19 protein-coding genes are annotated in these 15,818 nt (G+C 46.2%); 18 read left to right on the top strand and 1 reads right to left on the bottom strand.

Annotated features, from left to right (window positions below):
* Positions 1 to 37: 37 nt before the first annotated feature.
* The 11 genes from der to mtrB all read left to right on the top strand — a co-directional run bounded on the left by der (position 38) and on the right by mtrB (position 8,275).
* Positions 38 to 1,360 carry a ribosome biogenesis GTPase Der gene (gene der, locus AC2TF5_RS17670; protein ID WP_491298456.1) on the top strand — a complete coding sequence of 441 codons (1,323 nt, stop codon included), beginning with the start codon at positions 38 to 40 and terminating at the stop codon, positions 1,358 to 1,360.
* An 11-nt stretch (positions 1,361 to 1,371) separates the two neighbouring features.
* Positions 1,372 to 1,995 carry a glycerol-3-phosphate 1-O-acyltransferase PlsY gene (gene plsY / locus AC2TF5_RS17665; protein ID WP_491298455.1) on the top strand — a complete coding sequence of 208 codons (624 nt, stop codon included), beginning with the start codon at positions 1,372 to 1,374 and terminating at the stop codon, positions 1,993 to 1,995.
* Positions 1,988 to 3,028 carry an NAD(P)H-dependent glycerol-3-phosphate dehydrogenase gene (locus AC2TF5_RS17660; RefSeq protein WP_491298453.1) on the top strand — a complete coding sequence of 347 codons (1,041 nt, stop codon included), beginning with the start codon at positions 1,988 to 1,990 and terminating at the stop codon, positions 3,026 to 3,028. Before plsY ends, AC2TF5_RS17660 begins: the two co-directional genes overlap by 8 nt.
* Positions 3,029 to 3,092: 64 nt before the next feature.
* The gene (locus AC2TF5_RS17655; RefSeq protein WP_491298452.1) at positions 3,093 to 3,368 is read left to right on the top strand and encodes a stage VI sporulation protein F; all 276 of its coding nucleotides are present in this window, start codon (positions 3,093 to 3,095) and stop codon (positions 3,366 to 3,368) included.
* A gap of 146 nt (positions 3,369 to 3,514) precedes the next feature.
* The gene (locus tag AC2TF5_RS17650; RefSeq protein WP_491298450.1) at positions 3,515 to 3,694 is read left to right on the top strand and encodes a DUF2768 family protein; all 180 of its coding nucleotides are present in this window, start codon (positions 3,515 to 3,517) and stop codon (positions 3,692 to 3,694) included.
* 51 nt (positions 3,695 to 3,745) lie between these two features.
* Positions 3,746 to 4,336, top strand: coding sequence for a hypothetical protein (locus tag AC2TF5_RS17645; RefSeq protein WP_491298449.1), 591 nt, complete (start codon positions 3,746 to 3,748; stop codon positions 4,334 to 4,336).
* A gap of 33 nt (positions 4,337 to 4,369) precedes the next feature.
* Positions 4,370 to 4,726, top strand: coding sequence for a 2Fe-2S iron-sulfur cluster-binding protein (locus tag AC2TF5_RS17640; RefSeq protein WP_491298448.1), 357 nt, complete (start codon positions 4,370 to 4,372; stop codon positions 4,724 to 4,726).
* A gap of 22 nt (positions 4,727 to 4,748) precedes the next feature.
* A complete protein-coding gene (locus AC2TF5_RS17635; protein WP_491298447.1) occupies positions 4,749 to 5,507 on the top strand; it encodes a YphF family lipoprotein in 759 nt (252 codons plus the stop codon).
* A gap of 450 nt (positions 5,508 to 5,957) precedes the next feature.
* Complete coding sequence (gene spoIVA / locus AC2TF5_RS17630; protein WP_491298445.1) at positions 5,958 to 7,436, top strand: stage IV sporulation protein A; 1,479 nt, start codon at positions 5,958 to 5,960, stop codon at positions 7,434 to 7,436.
* Positions 7,437 to 7,690: 254 nt separating this feature from the next.
* On the top strand, positions 7,691 to 7,963 hold the full coding sequence (locus AC2TF5_RS17625) for an HU family DNA-binding protein (protein ID WP_208914557.1): 273 nt from the start codon (positions 7,691 to 7,693) through the stop codon (positions 7,961 to 7,963).
* Between the two features lie 87 nt (positions 7,964 to 8,050).
* Positions 8,051 to 8,275 carry a trp RNA-binding attenuation protein MtrB gene (mtrB, locus tag AC2TF5_RS17620; protein ID WP_491298443.1) on the top strand — a complete coding sequence of 75 codons (225 nt, stop codon included), beginning with the start codon at positions 8,051 to 8,053 and terminating at the stop codon, positions 8,273 to 8,275.
* Positions 8,276 to 8,391: 116 nt separating this feature from the next.
* Here mtrB and AC2TF5_RS17615 read toward each other — a convergent pair whose 3' ends face one another.
* A complete protein-coding gene (locus AC2TF5_RS17615; RefSeq protein WP_491298442.1) occupies positions 8,392 to 9,753 on the bottom strand; it encodes a dipeptidase in 1,362 nt (453 codons plus the stop codon).
* A 415-nt stretch (positions 9,754 to 10,168) separates the two neighbouring features.
* On the opposite strand from AC2TF5_RS17615, the gene AC2TF5_RS17610 reads away from it, so the two are divergent.
* The 7 genes from AC2TF5_RS17610 (at position 10,169) to AC2TF5_RS17580 (ending at position 15,766) form a co-directional block, all read left to right on the top strand.
* Positions 10,169 to 10,717 carry a hypothetical protein gene (locus AC2TF5_RS17610; protein WP_491298440.1) on the top strand — a complete coding sequence of 183 codons (549 nt, stop codon included), beginning with the start codon at positions 10,169 to 10,171 and terminating at the stop codon, positions 10,715 to 10,717.
* A gap of 111 nt (positions 10,718 to 10,828) precedes the next feature.
* A complete protein-coding gene (locus tag AC2TF5_RS17605) occupies positions 10,829 to 11,698 on the top strand; it encodes a heptaprenyl diphosphate synthase component 1 (RefSeq protein ID WP_491298439.1) in 870 nt (289 codons plus the stop codon).
* A gap of 9 nt (positions 11,699 to 11,707) precedes the next feature.
* Positions 11,708 to 12,466, top strand: a complete 759-nt coding sequence (locus tag AC2TF5_RS17600; RefSeq protein ID WP_491298438.1) for a demethylmenaquinone methyltransferase — start codon at positions 11,708 to 11,710, stop codon at positions 12,464 to 12,466.
* Complete coding sequence (locus tag AC2TF5_RS17595; RefSeq protein WP_491298437.1) at positions 12,459 to 13,331, top strand: UbiA-like polyprenyltransferase; 873 nt, start codon at positions 12,459 to 12,461, stop codon at positions 13,329 to 13,331. Before AC2TF5_RS17600 ends, AC2TF5_RS17595 begins: the two co-directional genes overlap by 8 nt.
* On the top strand, positions 13,331 to 13,933 hold the full coding sequence (locus AC2TF5_RS17590; RefSeq protein ID WP_491298436.1) for a UbiX family flavin prenyltransferase: 603 nt from the start codon (positions 13,331 to 13,333) through the stop codon (positions 13,931 to 13,933). Before AC2TF5_RS17595 ends, AC2TF5_RS17590 begins: the two co-directional genes overlap by 1 nt.
* 1 nt (position 13,934) lies before the next feature.
* Positions 13,935 to 14,798 carry a menaquinone biosynthesis protein gene (locus AC2TF5_RS17585; protein WP_491298434.1) on the top strand — a complete coding sequence of 288 codons (864 nt, stop codon included), beginning with the start codon at positions 13,935 to 13,937 and terminating at the stop codon, positions 14,796 to 14,798.
* On the top strand, positions 14,795 to 15,766 hold the full coding sequence (locus tag AC2TF5_RS17580; RefSeq protein WP_491298433.1) for a polyprenyl synthetase family protein: 972 nt from the start codon (positions 14,795 to 14,797) through the stop codon (positions 15,764 to 15,766). The genes AC2TF5_RS17585 and AC2TF5_RS17580 overlap by 4 nt, the downstream gene beginning before the upstream one ends.
* Positions 15,767 to 15,818: the final 52 nt, after the last annotated feature.

The following is a 15,818-nucleotide window of genomic DNA, read 5'->3' as shown; positions in this document are numbered from 1 at the left end:
ATTATGATTATCGTAAGCATTGACAGGAGGAGTGAATATGGCAAGACCCGTAGTAGCTATTGTCGGGAGGCCGAATGTCGGTAAATCGACAATATTTAATCGATTAATCGGTGATCGGCTAGCCATCGTTGAAGATAAACCGGGGATTACACGAGACCGGATATATGGCGGAGCCGAGTGGAACGGCAAGCTGTTCAGTGTGATCGATACCGGTGGTATTGAGATCGATGGCGATGATATGATTTTGAGATCCATCCGCTTGCAAGCTGAATTGGCTATTGAAGAAGCAGATGTGATTGTGTTTATGTGTGACGCAAAGACAGGAGTCACCAGTTCCGATGAAGAAGTAGCGCAAATATTGTTCCGTTCGGGTAAGCCGGTAATACTGGCTGTTAACAAAGTGGACAATATGAAGAGAGCAGAAGATATTTACGAGTTTTACAGCCTCGGTTTCGGTGATCCTGTTGGTATATCGGGAAGCCATGGAACCGGTATTGGTGATTTACTCGACGCTGTAGTCGAAAATCTTCCTGATTTAACAGATGACGAGTATGATGAAGATGTAATTAAGGTTGCTTTAATCGGCAGACCGAATGTCGGTAAATCCTCACTTGTGAATGCGATTCTTGGTGAAGAACGTGTTATTGTAAGTGATATTGCGGGCACGACACGTGACGCCATTGATACCCCGTTCGAGAAGGATGGCCAGCGTTATGTGTTGATTGATACAGCTGGAATGCGTAAGCGTGGTAAAGTTTATGAGACAACTGAAAAGTACAGTGTTATGCGTGCAATGCGTGCGATTGAGCGTGCTGACGTAGTTCTCGTACTTATTAACGGTGAAGAGGGCATTATCGAACAGGACAAACATATTGCTGGGTACGCTTATGAAGCAGGTAAAGCGTCTATATTTGTTGTGAACAAATGGGATGTCGTTGAAAAGGACGATAAAACTATGCAGCATTTTGAGAATAAAATACGCGACCATTTCCTATTCATGACTTATGCACCGGTGGTATTTTTATCAGCCAAAACAAAACAGCGTTTGCAGAAGCTGCTGCCTGTGGTGAAGCATGTTGCTGAACAGCATACTCTACGAGTGCAGACTCACTTGCTGAATGACGTTATTTCGGACGCGGTGGCTATCAATCCTCCACCAACCGATAAAGGGCGGAGATTACGTATTAACTATGTAACTCAGGTAGCTGTGAAACCGCCGACGATGGTTGTATTCGTGAATGATCCGGAAATAATGCACTTTTCGTACGAACGGTACTTGGAGAATAAAATAAGGGCAGCATTTAATTTTGAAGGGACACCTATACGTATATTTACACGGCGAAAGTCCGATGAGAGTTAGGGGAGAGTAGCTTGGTTCTAAAGATCATTGCGATTATTTTATGTTACCTGCTGGGCTCTGTGAGCTTTAGCGTGCTGCTGGCGAAACTTCTTAAAGGGATTGATATTCGTCAGCATGGTAGTGGAAATGCGGGAGCAACTAATACGCTGCGGGTGCTCGGTAAAGGTCCTGCCATTCTCGTACTTGCTCTAGATGTACTTAAGGGCATCGCGGCGGTATGGATCGGTAAATGGCTTGGGGGAGATAGTGGATGGTTGCCGGGATTATGCGGAATAGCTGCCATTATAGGACATAACTGGCCCTTATATTTCCGCTTCCGCGGTGGTAAGGGCATAGCAACCGCAATAGGCGTGTTAGCCTCACTTTGCTTCCTACCGGCTCTCTACGCAGGAATTATCGCGATTCTCTCTATCGTATTTACTCGCTATGTTTCACTGGGATCGCTCATTTTTGTAGTGCTGACACCTGTTTTTCTAATAATTATGAACTTTCCTTGGCCGATATTCTGGACCAGCCTAATTATCTGTGTCTTTGCAATTTGGAGGCATCGTAGCAATATCACAAAACTTGTTCAAGGCCGGGAAAACAAGCTTGGCTCCGGCGGTAAAGGAAAAGGAGGGAAACGCGTTGTCTAACAAGGTGGCTGTATTGGTCGCTGGCAGTTGGGGAACGGCCCTGGCTAGTGTGCTGGCCTATAATGATTTAGAAGTAGTCGCATGGACAAGAAATGCTGAACAAGCTAGAGAAATAAATGAGGAGCACACCAATAACCGCTACTTGCCGGATATTAAGCTGTCACCCCGTTTACGAGCTACAACGGATATGGGTGAGGCGGTTTCGGGTGCGGTTGCAGTCTTGATTGTGGCGCCATCCTCAGCCATGCGCGAAGTGTCCCATCAGCTTAAGACCTATTGGACTGAAGATATGCTGATCATTCATGCGACCAAAGGTTTTGAAACGGAATCTTTAAAACGTATGTCAACTGTCATCTCCGAAGAACTGGGTTGCGAGGAAGGCAGCGTTGTTGTCCTCTCAGGTCCGAGCCATGCGGAGGAAGTGATCCGAAAGTGCCCGACAACTGTCGTTGTGGCATCTTCGGACAGCAAGGCAGCGGCAGCATCGCAGGATTTGTTCATGAACGCTTATTTCCGCGTTTACACGAATCGCGATATGATTGGTGTTGAACTCGCCGGAGCACTGAAAAACATTATTGCCCTGGGTGCTGGGATGTCAGATGGTCTAGGCTTTGGTGATAATGCAAAAGCTGCGCTGTTAACGCGAGGTCTGGCAGAAATATCCCGCATCGGTGTTGAGATGGGTGCGAATCCGCTCACCTTTGCCGGACTCGCTGGAATAGGTGACCTTGTCGTTACTGCAACAAGCCGTCATAGCCGTAACTGGCGTGCAGGTTCTCTACTTGGTCAAGGTAAAGGGCTTGAGGAAGTGCTAGCGTCTATGGGGATGGTCGTGGAAGGGATTCGTACGACGAAGGCAGCTCATGCGATTTCTGAGAAACTTGGTGTTCAGATGCCAATCGCTGACCAGCTGTACCATGTTCTATTTAAAGATCGTGATCCACGGAGTGCGGTGGAAGCGCTCATGGGACGTGACCCGAAAACAGAAATGGAAATTATGCCGCAAGAAATTTGGGAACAGTGGCATACCTAGCTCATTCACCTTTCGCTCCCCAGCCTCATATATTAATTTGAGGATTGTCGGGAGGAGGGTGGAAATGAGCAAGAACTTTCCCAAAGAAGTGTTGAACGCGATCAACAAGAAGAGCGGCAAACAGATTTCAGCGGGGGCTGTCAAGAAGCTGGCTGGAACGGTTAAGCCGTCTACGATGCAGAATGAAGCCCAGCTCCGCCAATTGATCAAGCAGGTATCATCAATGGCAAATGTGCCAGTGAGCGAAGAAACCATTCAAGAAATTGTTGGCGCTGTAAAGAAGAGCGGGATGAATCCAAGCAACATGGAAGCTTTAATGAATATGATGATGAAAAAGTAGGACGATATTCGTCCGAATATAGGAGCAGAAGACTGTTGTCCAACCGGATAACGGTCTTTTGTTCTTTTTTTCGATGTGAGAGTAAGGTGAATTCGTGATATAATAGGTTGAAATATTTTGCCAAGGAGATTGGAGCGGGTTGTGGCATGGATCCAATGCAAAAAATGTGGCTTTCCTTGATTGCGTTATTGATTATGGGATTGTCTGTATTTCTGGTTACCTTTGCCCGAAGCAAAACGAAAGGTGTTATACGAATAGGCTTATCCCTCGTAGCTTTCGTTATGATGCTCGTCGGGTTTATTACCGGATTGGCCTCTATTACATAGTCGATTGTATGCTTCGATAGATCCGAATGTGGATGAAAGATGAGGTGTAACATGAGACTGAATCATTTACCCGGTCTGACGAAGCCGATGCTTATTACGGCTGAATCCTTAAACCGGGCAGAGCAGGTCTGGCTGTTAGGCGGTAGCTGCTCGCTGCTGCTTCAAGGAGTTAAACTGGAGAAGGCTCCGCGTGACATTGACATTTATGCGGATGCGGACGGAATCTATGAGCTTCACAGGGAACTGGATTTCTGGGCTGAAGATACGCCTCACCTTGATGAAGAAGGAATGTACAAATCCGTTCTAAGCCATTATACAATTGAAGGTTATCCCGTTGAGTTGGTTGGTGGGTTTTCTGTAACGTCACATGATTCCGCTTACTTTGTTGAGGTTGAGCATCTGCTCTATGATCGGGCACCTGAGAATCGGATTCAAGATGTGTCTTTCCGGCTCATGCCGCTCTCCCATGAGTTGGTTTTTAATGTGCTGCGCGGGCGAGAGGATCGATATAAAGCCATTGCAGATGTGATCTGGCAACAACCAGAAAATCATGCAGTGCTTCTCAAGATGATTCTTTCTCGCAATGATTGGAGTCAGAGTCATCTGTCCATGATTCACAAACTGACAGGCATAACGCTGTAAAAATCTATACATATACCGGAAGGAGGGGATAAGGTGGACTATGAGGTTACTTTTCAGCCGGATGGCAAGAAGGTTAAGGTTCGCCCGAACACCCATGTTCTGGATGCTGCACGACGCGCAGGAGTAAGAATTCCTACTCGTTGCGGTGGCAAGATGGGATGTTTGATGTGCAAGGTTCATATTCAAGATGGAGAGCAGAAGAACTGTCTGCCTCCGAAAGAAGCGGAACGAAGAAAACTTGGCTCACTGCTGGGACAAGGTACGAGACTTTCTTGTCAGACCGTGATTACAGGTAATCTGACCGTTACCGTTCCCGAGGACCCACTTAAAGCAGCGGTTCGTAAACAACTAGAGGCTGCGAGGAGAGGGGAACATGACGATTTTATTTAATGCTGGTAAAGGATGATGCAAGTTGAAACGGATATTTCCAATAGGTAAAGCAAGGCCCGTCGGGAAAATGAAGGCTATTTCTGCGGCAGTTGTCTTTATGCTGATGACCGTGTTAATGACGGGATGCATGTACTCTAATGAGAATGAGCAGGAGAGACAAGTTTCTTATCGTGAAAGTGTAAAGCGCGTACAGTCCGCGGTTGACGATTTCTATAAAGAACAATCTATTCTTCCGATTTTAACGGCTGGAGAAGAGGTTCCTCGTTATGAAAAATTCAGAGTAGACTTTGAAAAACTTAAAAATATGGGGTATATGGATGAAATTCCGAGCACAACTTTTGAGAAAGGTGGCAGCGGATATTTCTTAATCATTAATGAAGAAACAGAGCCAACCGTGAAAGTGATGGACTTGAACATTGCCCAGAAGGTTAACGATGTTCAAATGTCGGTGAACCGGTTCAAGACTGCTAATAACGGGAAACTTCCGGCTGGAGCCGAGCTGTACCCTGGTTTTATAATCGTTGATCTCTCAAAGACTGACGCCAAGAATATACAGCTCAAAAGTATATATTCCGGTCAAGAAGTCACATTTATGATGGATTCAAAAGGTACGGTATACGTCGATTACGCCTTTGATATTATGCAAGCTATTCAGAAAGAAGAGGCTGAACCTAAAGATGATGAGGATTTAAGAGTTTATCTTGAATATGCTTCTTATTATGTTCCTGTCAAATCAGTCCCCTATTTCTGGAAGGATAATCAGCCTTTTGCTAAACTATGAAACTTAGCCTTAAATAAGATCGTCAGGCCGCCCAAGGATTCATTCATTTCTTGGGTGGCCTGATTTATTTTGCTCGGCAACGATATGCTTCTAAACTAAATATTTTAATTCTTCCAAGGCATAATAGATCGTTTGAGAGCATATCCATAATCGGAATGCACAGTTCGGGTTTCGCTGGTTGCCCGGCAGGTTTCACAAAAAAACAGGACGGACATATCCGGGCAACCGTCATATTTTGATTCCCGGTACATATGATGTTACTAGTCCAAATGCATGTACGAGTTACGCCGCTTTGCCGTTTCCATGTCTCTTTCGGATACCGGCGGCGGACTGCTGGCGGCGTGGTAAAGGCTGCTCAATTGTTGCAATGGCTTTGGCTGTGAGATGGAACACGAAGCGGATGCTCTTAAAGCATTTTTCCTTCGGAGTAATTTGAGGAGGGGATCTCTTTTGGAAAAAGTGGACATTTTTAAGGACATAGCCGAACGAACTGGAGGAGACATATACTTAGGTGTCGTCGGTGCTGTCCGGACGGGAAAATCAACCTTCATCAAGCGGTTCATGGAAACGGTCGTGCTTCCGAACATAACGAACGAAGCTGATCGGGTAAGGGCTGTCGACGAGCTGCCGCAAAGCGCTGCCGGTAAGACGATCATGACAACAGAACCGAAATTCGTACCAAACAATGCGGTGCAGATCAAAGTAACCGAAGGCCTCGAGGTAAATGTACGCCTCGTTGACTGTGTAGGATACGCTGTAGAAGGAGCTAAAGGCTACGAGGACGAAAATGGACCGCGTATGATTTCTACCCCTTGGTTCGAGGAGCCAATCCCGTTCCAGGAAGCTGCGGAAATAGGTACACGCAAGGTCATACAGGAGCATTCAACGCTCGGCGTTGTTGTTACAACGGACGGCTCGATTGCAGAAATTCCCCGCAGCTCTTATGTAGAGGCTGAAGAGCGGGTAATTGCCGAGTTAAAAGAGGTTGGTAAGCCGTTTGTGGTCGTTATCAACTCTACCCGTCCGAAGAGCGAGGAAGCCCTTCAACTGCGCAGTGAGCTGTCTGCGAAGTATGACATTCCAGTAATGACGCTTAGCGCAGCGTCCATGACTGAAGATGATGTAACGGGTGTTCTACGTGAAGTATTGTACGAATTCCCGGTTCACGAAGTTAATGTTAATCTGCCAAGCTGGGTAATGGTGTTGAATGAAAACCACTGGCTCCGCAGCAACTATGAAAATTCCGTGCGTGACACGGTAAAAGATATTCGCCGTCTGCGTGACGTGGATCGTGTAGTCAGTCAATTCATGGAATATGACTTTATCGACCACGCAGGACTCAGTGGCATGAACATGGGGCAGGGTGTGGCTGAAATCGATCTCTTTGCACCCGATGAGCTGTACGATCGCATCCTCATGGAAGTGGTCGGCGTTGAAATCCGTGGGAAGGATCACCTGCTTCAACTGATGCAGGAGTTCTCCCATGCGAAACGCGAATATGACCGATTTGCAGAGGCGCTGGAGATGGTCAAGACGACCGGATATGGTATTGCCGCCCCGTCACTGGCTGAAATGGCGCTTGATGAACCTGAGTTGATCCGTCAAGGAACGAGATTTGGCGTTCGGTTGAAAGCTACGGCTCCGTCCATTCATATGATCCGCGTGGACGTAGAATCCGAATTCTCCCCAATCATCGGCACGGAGAAGCAGAGCGAAGAGCTGGTGCGTTATCTGATGCAGGATTTTGAGAACGATCCGATCAAGATTTGGGAGTCTGATATTTTCGGACGGTCGCTTCATTCCATCGTCCGAGAGGGTATCCAGGGCAAGATTGCCATGATGCCGGATAATGCCCGCTACAAGTTGCAGGAAACGCTAGGTCGCATTATTAACGAAGGTTCGGGCGGATTGATTGCTATCATTCTTTAGTTCAAGAGGAATCTTTTGTGAAAGACAACCGCAGATCGGCTGCTGAAGCTGATTTTCGGTTGTTTTTTCCTGTTTTGATGCCGAAGAGAGGTAAAACGCTTGAAATTATGATTTGACTGTATTACTATAAGTTTGTTCCGAGTCATGCATCAGAATGCAGCGAAGGGTGAAAATGCCCGATGTACGTATATTTTGCGATAAAACGGAAACAGTGAATACCAAGTGAAGAACATCCTTATTAGGGAGGTGAAAGAATGAATAAATCAGATCTGATTACACAGGTGGCTGAATCCACAGAGCTTTCCAAGAAGGACGCAACTAAAGCGGTTGACGCTGTTTTTGATGCTATTTCCGAAGCACTGCAAAATGGAGATAAAGTCCAATTGGTAGGTTTCGGAAACTTCGAGGTGCGCGAGCGTTCCGCACGTAAAGGCCGTAACCCGCAAACAGGTGAAGAAATCGAAATCCCTTCGAGCAAAATTCCTGCATTTAAACCTGGTAAGGCGCTCAAAGACGGAATCAAATAAAGATTTCTACATAATACCTAAAAAGCAGAGGCCCGTGAATTCGTTCACGGCCTTTTCTTTTCAAAAGGATTGGGGGAGGGTACGGTTATGGAAGATGTAAAAAACGGTGACTATTTTGTCGTTAAGGCTCTGGAAAACGGTGTGCAGGTGATCGGGCTGACCCGGGGACAGGATACTCGTTTTCACCATACCGAAAAACTCGATAAGGGCGAGGTTATCATTGCCCAGTTCACAGACCATACCTCTGCCGTCAAAATCCGTGGAAAAGCGGAGATCATGACCAAGCACGGTAAGACAGAAGCAGGTATGTAATTATATATCAACCAAACCTGTACTGAAATTATAGAAACCCTGTGCCTTAAATAAGGACAGGGTTTCTTTTGTGGTCGGGCAGCCCATTTCTTGCTGTCTTTCCTTAGATGCCTACGTCAGACCAACTTCAAGTAATTCACAATCGTCAGCAACCCAAGATCAAAGTTCTCCAAATTAAAATGCTCATTCGGCGCATGCAAATTTTCGTCCGGCAAGCCGAAGCCCATCATGACAGCCGGCGCGTTTAGCGTGCTGGACAACTTCTCAACGATCGGAATTGAACCGCCATCTTTTGTAAACAGTGCGCGCGTACCATATACATTCTCGAAAGCATCCGCTGCTTTTTGCAGCATCGGATGAGATGGATCAATGTTGAACGCAAACGCCTTCTCCTTAGGTGTAAACGTCAGCTTCGCACCAACAGGGGTGTTAGCATGTAGATGCGCTTCAATGGCATCCAGCACGGCTTGTGGGTCTTGGTCTGCAACCAGACGGCATGTGATTTTTGCATGAGCTTCCTTCGGAATGACAGTCTTGCTGCCTTCTCCCTGGAATCCGCCATAAACACCGTTGAGCTCCAGCGTCGGGCGTGCGCCAATGCGTTCCACGAAGGAGAAGCCTTCTTCGCCAAACAGAGAATCCAGATTGAGATCTCTTTGAAGCTGTTCTTCATCGAACTGCTGCTTAGCGAATTCCTCACGCATTTCTGGTGATAGCTCTTGAACACCGTCATAGAATCCTTTTACGCTCACTCGACCGTTCTCATCATGAAGCGACGACAACAAGGAGACGATCGCATGCAGCGCGTTCGGCACGCCGCCGCCGTATGTACCGGAATGCAGGTCGGTATTGGCCGTTTCAAGGGACAATTCCAGCGAGCACAGACCGCGAAGCCCCGTAGAAATAGCAGGCTTGCCTGGAGCAAGCAGAGAGGTGTCGGAAATAAGGATTGCGTCCGCTGCCAGCTTGTCCTTGTTTTTTTCCAAATAAAGCGGCAGGTTGGGACTGGAGACTTCCTCCTCACCTTCGATACAGAACTTGATGTTGACAGGTAGTTCTTGTTCCTGCTTAAGAATCGCTTCCACCGCTTTAACATGAAGGAATAACTGGCCTTTATCGTCGGTAGCGCCTCGTGCAAACAGCTTTCCATTACGGATCGAAGGCTCAAACGGCGGGGTTTCCCATAGGTGAAGTGGGTCCACCGGCTGTACATCATAATGGCCGTATATCAGCACGGTCGGCTTACCTTCAGCATGCAAATAATCTGCGGTAATGATCGGGTGTCCCGTGGTTGGATGAATCTCCACATGCTCAAGCCCTGCTTCAGTCAGTTTGTCCGCGAGCCACTCCGCTGCTTTGGCAACGTCATCCTTGTGCTCTGACAGTGCAGAGATACTGGGAATCGATAACCATTCTTTTAGCTCATTCAAATGGGTTTCGCGATGTTCAGCAAAGTATGCTTTATAATCAACGCTCATAATTAATGAATCCTCCTTCAATTTACAATGGCATCGAAATGTGCCGTTCCTTATTATTCTATCTTTTTTTGAGAAAATACGAAACAAAGATATCGTATCCATACAAAATTGAAGAATAGAGCATAAGAGAACTCTACACTATAAGTGCGTGTTCAAAAAGGTCGGTTTTCAGCACCGAGAAGGTTGGAAGAAGCTAGGGACTGAGGAGCGGAGCGTACGTTTTGGGTACGTGAGCACCGGAAGGATCGGCTGAATTCAAGATTCGATGCCGAGCCCACTTCCTGATTCACTTCGTGATCAAAAGCGGACTTTTTGAACAACCTCTATAAGAAGGCATAGCTTGCATTATTAATTTGTACAATGAGGTATGGGCTTTACAAGAGTGGATGAAAATAAGGTAGAGGAGGTTTTATGTATGAGACGATTCATACCGGTTTTAGGATTATGGATTCCAGCTTTAGTTACTGCATTATTTCTCTTGCTGCTATCTGTCGTGCATTCCGTTAGCGGAGCGGAGGAGCGGAGAAGCGTATCCGCTTTTAAACCTGAAGATGTGCATGCGAGTTTGTCAGATGCTAACCTGGTGGATAGTCTCAGCTCATTGCCTCTGGTTTTAAGAATAGGTAAAGCGGACTGGGATAACGGAACTCTGTCCGTTGATTTGAAAATAACGGAGGAATTGAAGTCGGTCAGAACGGTTTACAACGACCTTACTAGTATCATTTCTTTCAGCTTTGAAGACAAGCAAAATGTAAATCAGCTTTATCTCAGGTTTGTAGCCATAGATCCTTGGACCGGAGCCCGATATTTGATGCTGGCCGCAAATGTTAGACGAAATGAATGGGATCCGTCTCTTTTACAGGAACTGAAGCAAATGGAGAATGAACCATTTTCAGAGAGGTTGGTTCAAGGTTTTCATCTTACATTAACAAATGTGTGGGTGAAGCAGTTCATCACAGATTAAAACGGGTAAAATAGTATACAGCGGGCATGTACGCACTGGAATGATGTGTTATAATAGATTAGATTGTGAGTAAAACTGAACTAAAGAACATCAAGTGCACGGAGGCTGAGGATGAAACCGTATCGCGTTCCCGAGTTAGCAAAAAAGTATTTAAACTATGACATGATTCAAACCCACACGGAGCTTCCGAGTTTCCCGGATGCCCGCGTTCATTTGTTATACATATTTTTACAGTGTTCTAAACGGAATGTAACGGAACGTGATGAGCTGTATGCGCTGGTTACTTCATTGGTTCAGGTGGGACTGGATACGCACGAGAGCATTGATACAACTGAAGGCAATCAGGGAGAGAAGATGATGCGCTCCCGGCAGCTTAAGGTGTTGGCTGGCGATTATTACAGCAGCCGGTTTTATCATTTGCTGGCTCAGACCGGAGACGTCGAAGCCATCGCTTTGCTGAGCAAAGCAGTCAGTGAAGTTAATGTATTGAAAATGAATCTGTACGGTAAAATGAAGGGCATGCTTCTGTCGGCAGAAGAATATTTACGCCACATGGTACAGCTGAACATGCAGCTGTTTCTTTCTTTTACACCATTGATCGAGTCTTCATTTCGGGGGAACTGGAAGACACTGCTAAGTGAAATTACCCACTGTGAGACGATCTTGCGCGAAGTGGATCGCTGTATTTCTCCAGAGGACGGCAGAGATGGTTATGGTTATTGGTACATGCTGGAGCGGGCCAATGAAGAAGAGAAGAAATTGCTGATCGCGAAAAAACTGGATTCGAAAGACTGGAAGAAGCTGATGCTGAAGCATAAGGCGGCTGACAATCTGCTGGACAAGTTGCGTCAGTCTGTAAGTACAGTACAAACACTGATACCGGCCTTCAATGGGGAAGGACCATCTGCACAGATCGGTCAGATCCTGGAGCCGTTTATTCAAAGGCTCAGCAGATATCGGTCAGCCGTAAGGGAAGGATAGGTGACTCGGATGGAGAACAATGCAGTTAAGTCATCCATGAAACATGATGAAAGCAACAAACCGAAAGAGCAGTACGTTCATTCCGTTTTCGAAAATATTGCCGGCAAGTACGACATCATGAACGACATTCTCAGCTTCCGTCAGCATAAGCGCTGGCGAAAATTTACGATGAAGAAAATGAACATGCAGCATGGGGATACAGCGGTTGATTTGTGCTGTGGTACTTGCGATTGGACCATTAGTATGGCAAATGCCAGTGAATCAGGTCACATTGTCGGGCTTGATTTCAGCGAAGGAATGCTGAATGTTGGCAGACAAAAGGTTAATAAGGAAGGTCTGGATAAGCAGATCACTCTTGTTCAAGGTAATGCAATGAGCCTTCCTTTTGAGGACAACCAATTTGATTATGCGACCATCGGTTTTGGTTTGCGTAACGTTCCTGATTACGTGAAAGTTTTGGAGGAAATGAAACGCGTTGTAAAGCCAGGTGGAATGGTGGTTTGTCTTGAATTGTCAACACCAACATGGCAGCCTTTCAAAGGATTGTATCTTTTTTATTTCCAAAAATTATTGCCGCTGATGGCTAAATTGTTTGCAAAACGGTACGAGCAGTATAAATGGCTCCCTGAGTCGCTTGCGCTTTTTCCGGGCAGGAAGGAGCTTTCAGAAGTTTTCCGTAAGATCGGACTTAACCATGTAGAAGCCTTTCCCTTGACCAGTGGAATTGCAGCATTACATATTGGGATCAAGGAGAATATGGATGTTTAAGAAAATCGGAACATATTTAGAGATGATAAAAGTGGAGCATACGTTATTTGCTCTACCTTTCGCTTTTATGGGTGCAATTCTGGGTTCTGCAGCGGTATTTGACCATTTGCCTTCATGGGGTGATATCGGTTGGATCTTTCTGGCAATGTTCGGAGCTCGGAGTGCTGCCTTTGGACTGAATCGACTATCTGATCAATACATAGATGCCAAAAACCCACGCACAGCTGGACGAGCAATACCTGCAGGATTGTTAAAACCGATTGAAGTTATCTTTTTTATTATCGTTTCCTTTGGGGCTTTCTTCTGGGCCACAGCCGAACTGGACCCATTTGCCTTCCGCTTACTGCCAATTGCTATTTTTATGCTTATATTTTATTCCTACACGAAACGATTTACCTGGTTGTGTCATGTGGTACTTGGCCTCACGACGGCACTTGCTCCACTTGGCGGATGGGTAGCTGTAACCGGGCAAGTGGACTATAGAGCGATCATATTTTATGTGGCGCTTGCGTTTTGGACAGCCGGATTCGATGTGGTTTATGCATGTCAGGATCAGGAGTTTGACAGCAAAGAAGGTTTGTACTCCATTCCTTCACGTTTCGGTCTGCAAAAATCACTCTGGTTCGCACGAGGCTTTCATATTATTACCGCAATCGGCTTTATCGTATTGTTTTTTGTGACACCGCTTAGCTGGTGGTATTTAGCGGGAATGATTATTGCTTTAGGCATTTTGTTTTATCAGCACTACATTTTATCCCCAGATGATATGAGTCGGTTACAGACCGCCTTCTTTACGATGAATAGTACACTTAGCATTGTATTATTCGTTTTCACCCTAATTGATCTGGTGGTGAAATATATCTAATGGACACGGGCCGGAGAAAAAGTTGGATTGTTGGCATAACGGGTGCGAGCGGCTCTATTTACGGCGTCCGTTTGACGGAATGTTTATTACAGCTTGGGTATGACGTACACTTGGTTATTACGAACGCAGGCTGGCGCGTGTTGAAAGAGGAGCTTGACTGGGCGGCAGCAAGCCGGGAAGCTGTTCTTGAAGAGAAATTTGGAGGTGCGAACGGAAAGGTGTATTATCATTCGATAGCAGATATCGGTGCTAGTATCGCTAGCGGTTCGTACCTCGTGGAAGGCATGGTCATCATGCCATGTTCGATGGGCACCCTGTCTTCTGTGGCTCACGGAGCCTCTGATAATTTGATGGCCCGCGCGGCGGATGTTATGCTGAAAGAAGGAAGAACGCTGGTGCTTGTACCTAGAGAAACGCCTCTGCATGCGATCCATTTGGAAAATATGCTGAAGCTTGCTAATCTGGGAGTCAAAATAATACCAGCGATGCCGGCCTTTTATTTTAAGCCGCAGAGTCTGGACGACCTTGTGAACTTTCTGGTCGGGAAAGTACTCGACAGCCTTCGTGTCGAACATCAACTGTTTAAAAGATGGGGTGACTAACATGCCGGGAGCAGACAAGAAGACCGTGATCGGCAAAATCAGTTATACCAATGCGTGGCCTTTATTTTATTATGTGGAACCTCAACTACTGGGGACTCCTGCTGAGATGTTGGCTGAAGTGCCGTCCGTTTTGAACAAAGGGATGAAAAACGGAGATATCCATATAGGTGCATTATCCTCTTTCGCATATGCCGAAGCAGCGGATAAGCTACAACTGCTCCCTGATTTATCAGTGAGCGCCAACGGATCGGTGAAATCGATACTACTGTTTTCCCGTGGTCCTGTTGAATCGCTCAAGAGCGGTACCATAGCGCTAACCAATACATCGGCTACGTCGGTTAATCTATTGAAAATATTGATGGAAAAGGCGCTTGACGGAGCACCTGAATACAAGACGATGGAGCCAGACCTAGAAACGATGATGGAAAGTGCAGATGCGGCTTTGTTGATTGGTGATAACGCCATCAGAGCTTCGTGGTACAACAAGAGGTACCATGTAACCGATCTCGGCCAATGGTGGAAGGAGTGGACGGGCTGCAGCATGACCTTTGCCGTCTGGGCAGTGAACCGCAGTGCCGCTGCTGACAATCCCGAAGCTATGGCGGAAATCGCTTGTATGTTCAGGGACAGCAAACGTCGAAGTCTGGAAGATCTTCGTCCAATTGTAAATGAAGCTATTAGCCGGATCGGGGGTACCGAGTCATACTGGCACGGATATTTCAATAACTTATGTTATGATTTCAATGAAATGCAGCAGGAGGGGCTCCGTTTATATTTTAAATACGCGTATGAGCTTGGTTTGCTGAAACATGATGTGACACCGGAGTTATGGAGAGAAAATATTGTGATGCGGGTGAAAGAATGAAACGACTGGACATTTTCGGAGCACTGAAAAAGGATATGGATGTTATCGAAAAAGAGCTGTACCGCAGCATAGAAGGCGATAATCAGTTGACGGAAACCTCGTTGCACCTTCTTAAGGCAGGCGGCAAACGGCTGCGTCCGGTCTTTGTGCTGATGGGCGGCAAATTCGGAAATTACGACATCGAAAAACTTAAATATATTGCCGTTCCACTGGAACTGATTCACAGCGCTTCTCTTGTCCACGATGATGTAATAGATGACGCGGATATGAGAAGAGGCAAGCCAACAGTCAAATCCAAATGGGACAACCGTATAGCCATGTATACAGGGGACTATATTTACGGTAAAGCGCTGACCCTTACGACGAATCTGACCAATCCGGAAATCCATCGTATTTTATCCAAAGCGATGGTTGAAATGTCGATCGGTGAAATGGAACAAATCCGTGACTTTTTCAATTGTAATCAGGACGTAAGACGCTATCTGCTGCGTATCCGCCGCAAAACCTCAATGCTGATTGCTGTGAGCTGTCAGCTGGGTGCAATGGCTGCACAGGCAGATCGCGTAGTTTCCAGCAGCATGTATCGATTCGGATACAATGTGGGAATGGCCTTTCAGATTCAGGATGATCTTCTCGATTTATGCGGTACGGAGAAGCAGATTGGCAAGCCGCCAGGCAGTGACATGCGCCAGGGCAACATAACGCTGCCTGTCATTTATGCGCTTCAGGAGCCTGGATTGAGACAGCGGCTGTTGAAAGAAATCGAGCGGATTCATTCTTTGAATGGTCAATGCGATGTTAGCGAAGCTGTCGGGATGATCAGATCAAGCACAGGAATTGTCCGCTCCGAAGAGCTTGCTGACCGTTATATCCGTAAAGCGCTCGATGCACTGGATTCACTACCAGATATAAAGACCAAGAAGCAGCTGAAAGATATTGCGCATTTTGTTACAAAGCGTTCATATTAGACTTTAATCTACAACCGTCTTTCTGTTAAACTTACGTTTGAAGAATGTAACA

This window comes from Paenibacillus sp. JNUCC 34, from assembly GCF_058269055.1.
Note: the sequence above shows the minus strand (reverse complement) of the source record. Positions and strands in the feature narration are given on the sequence as shown.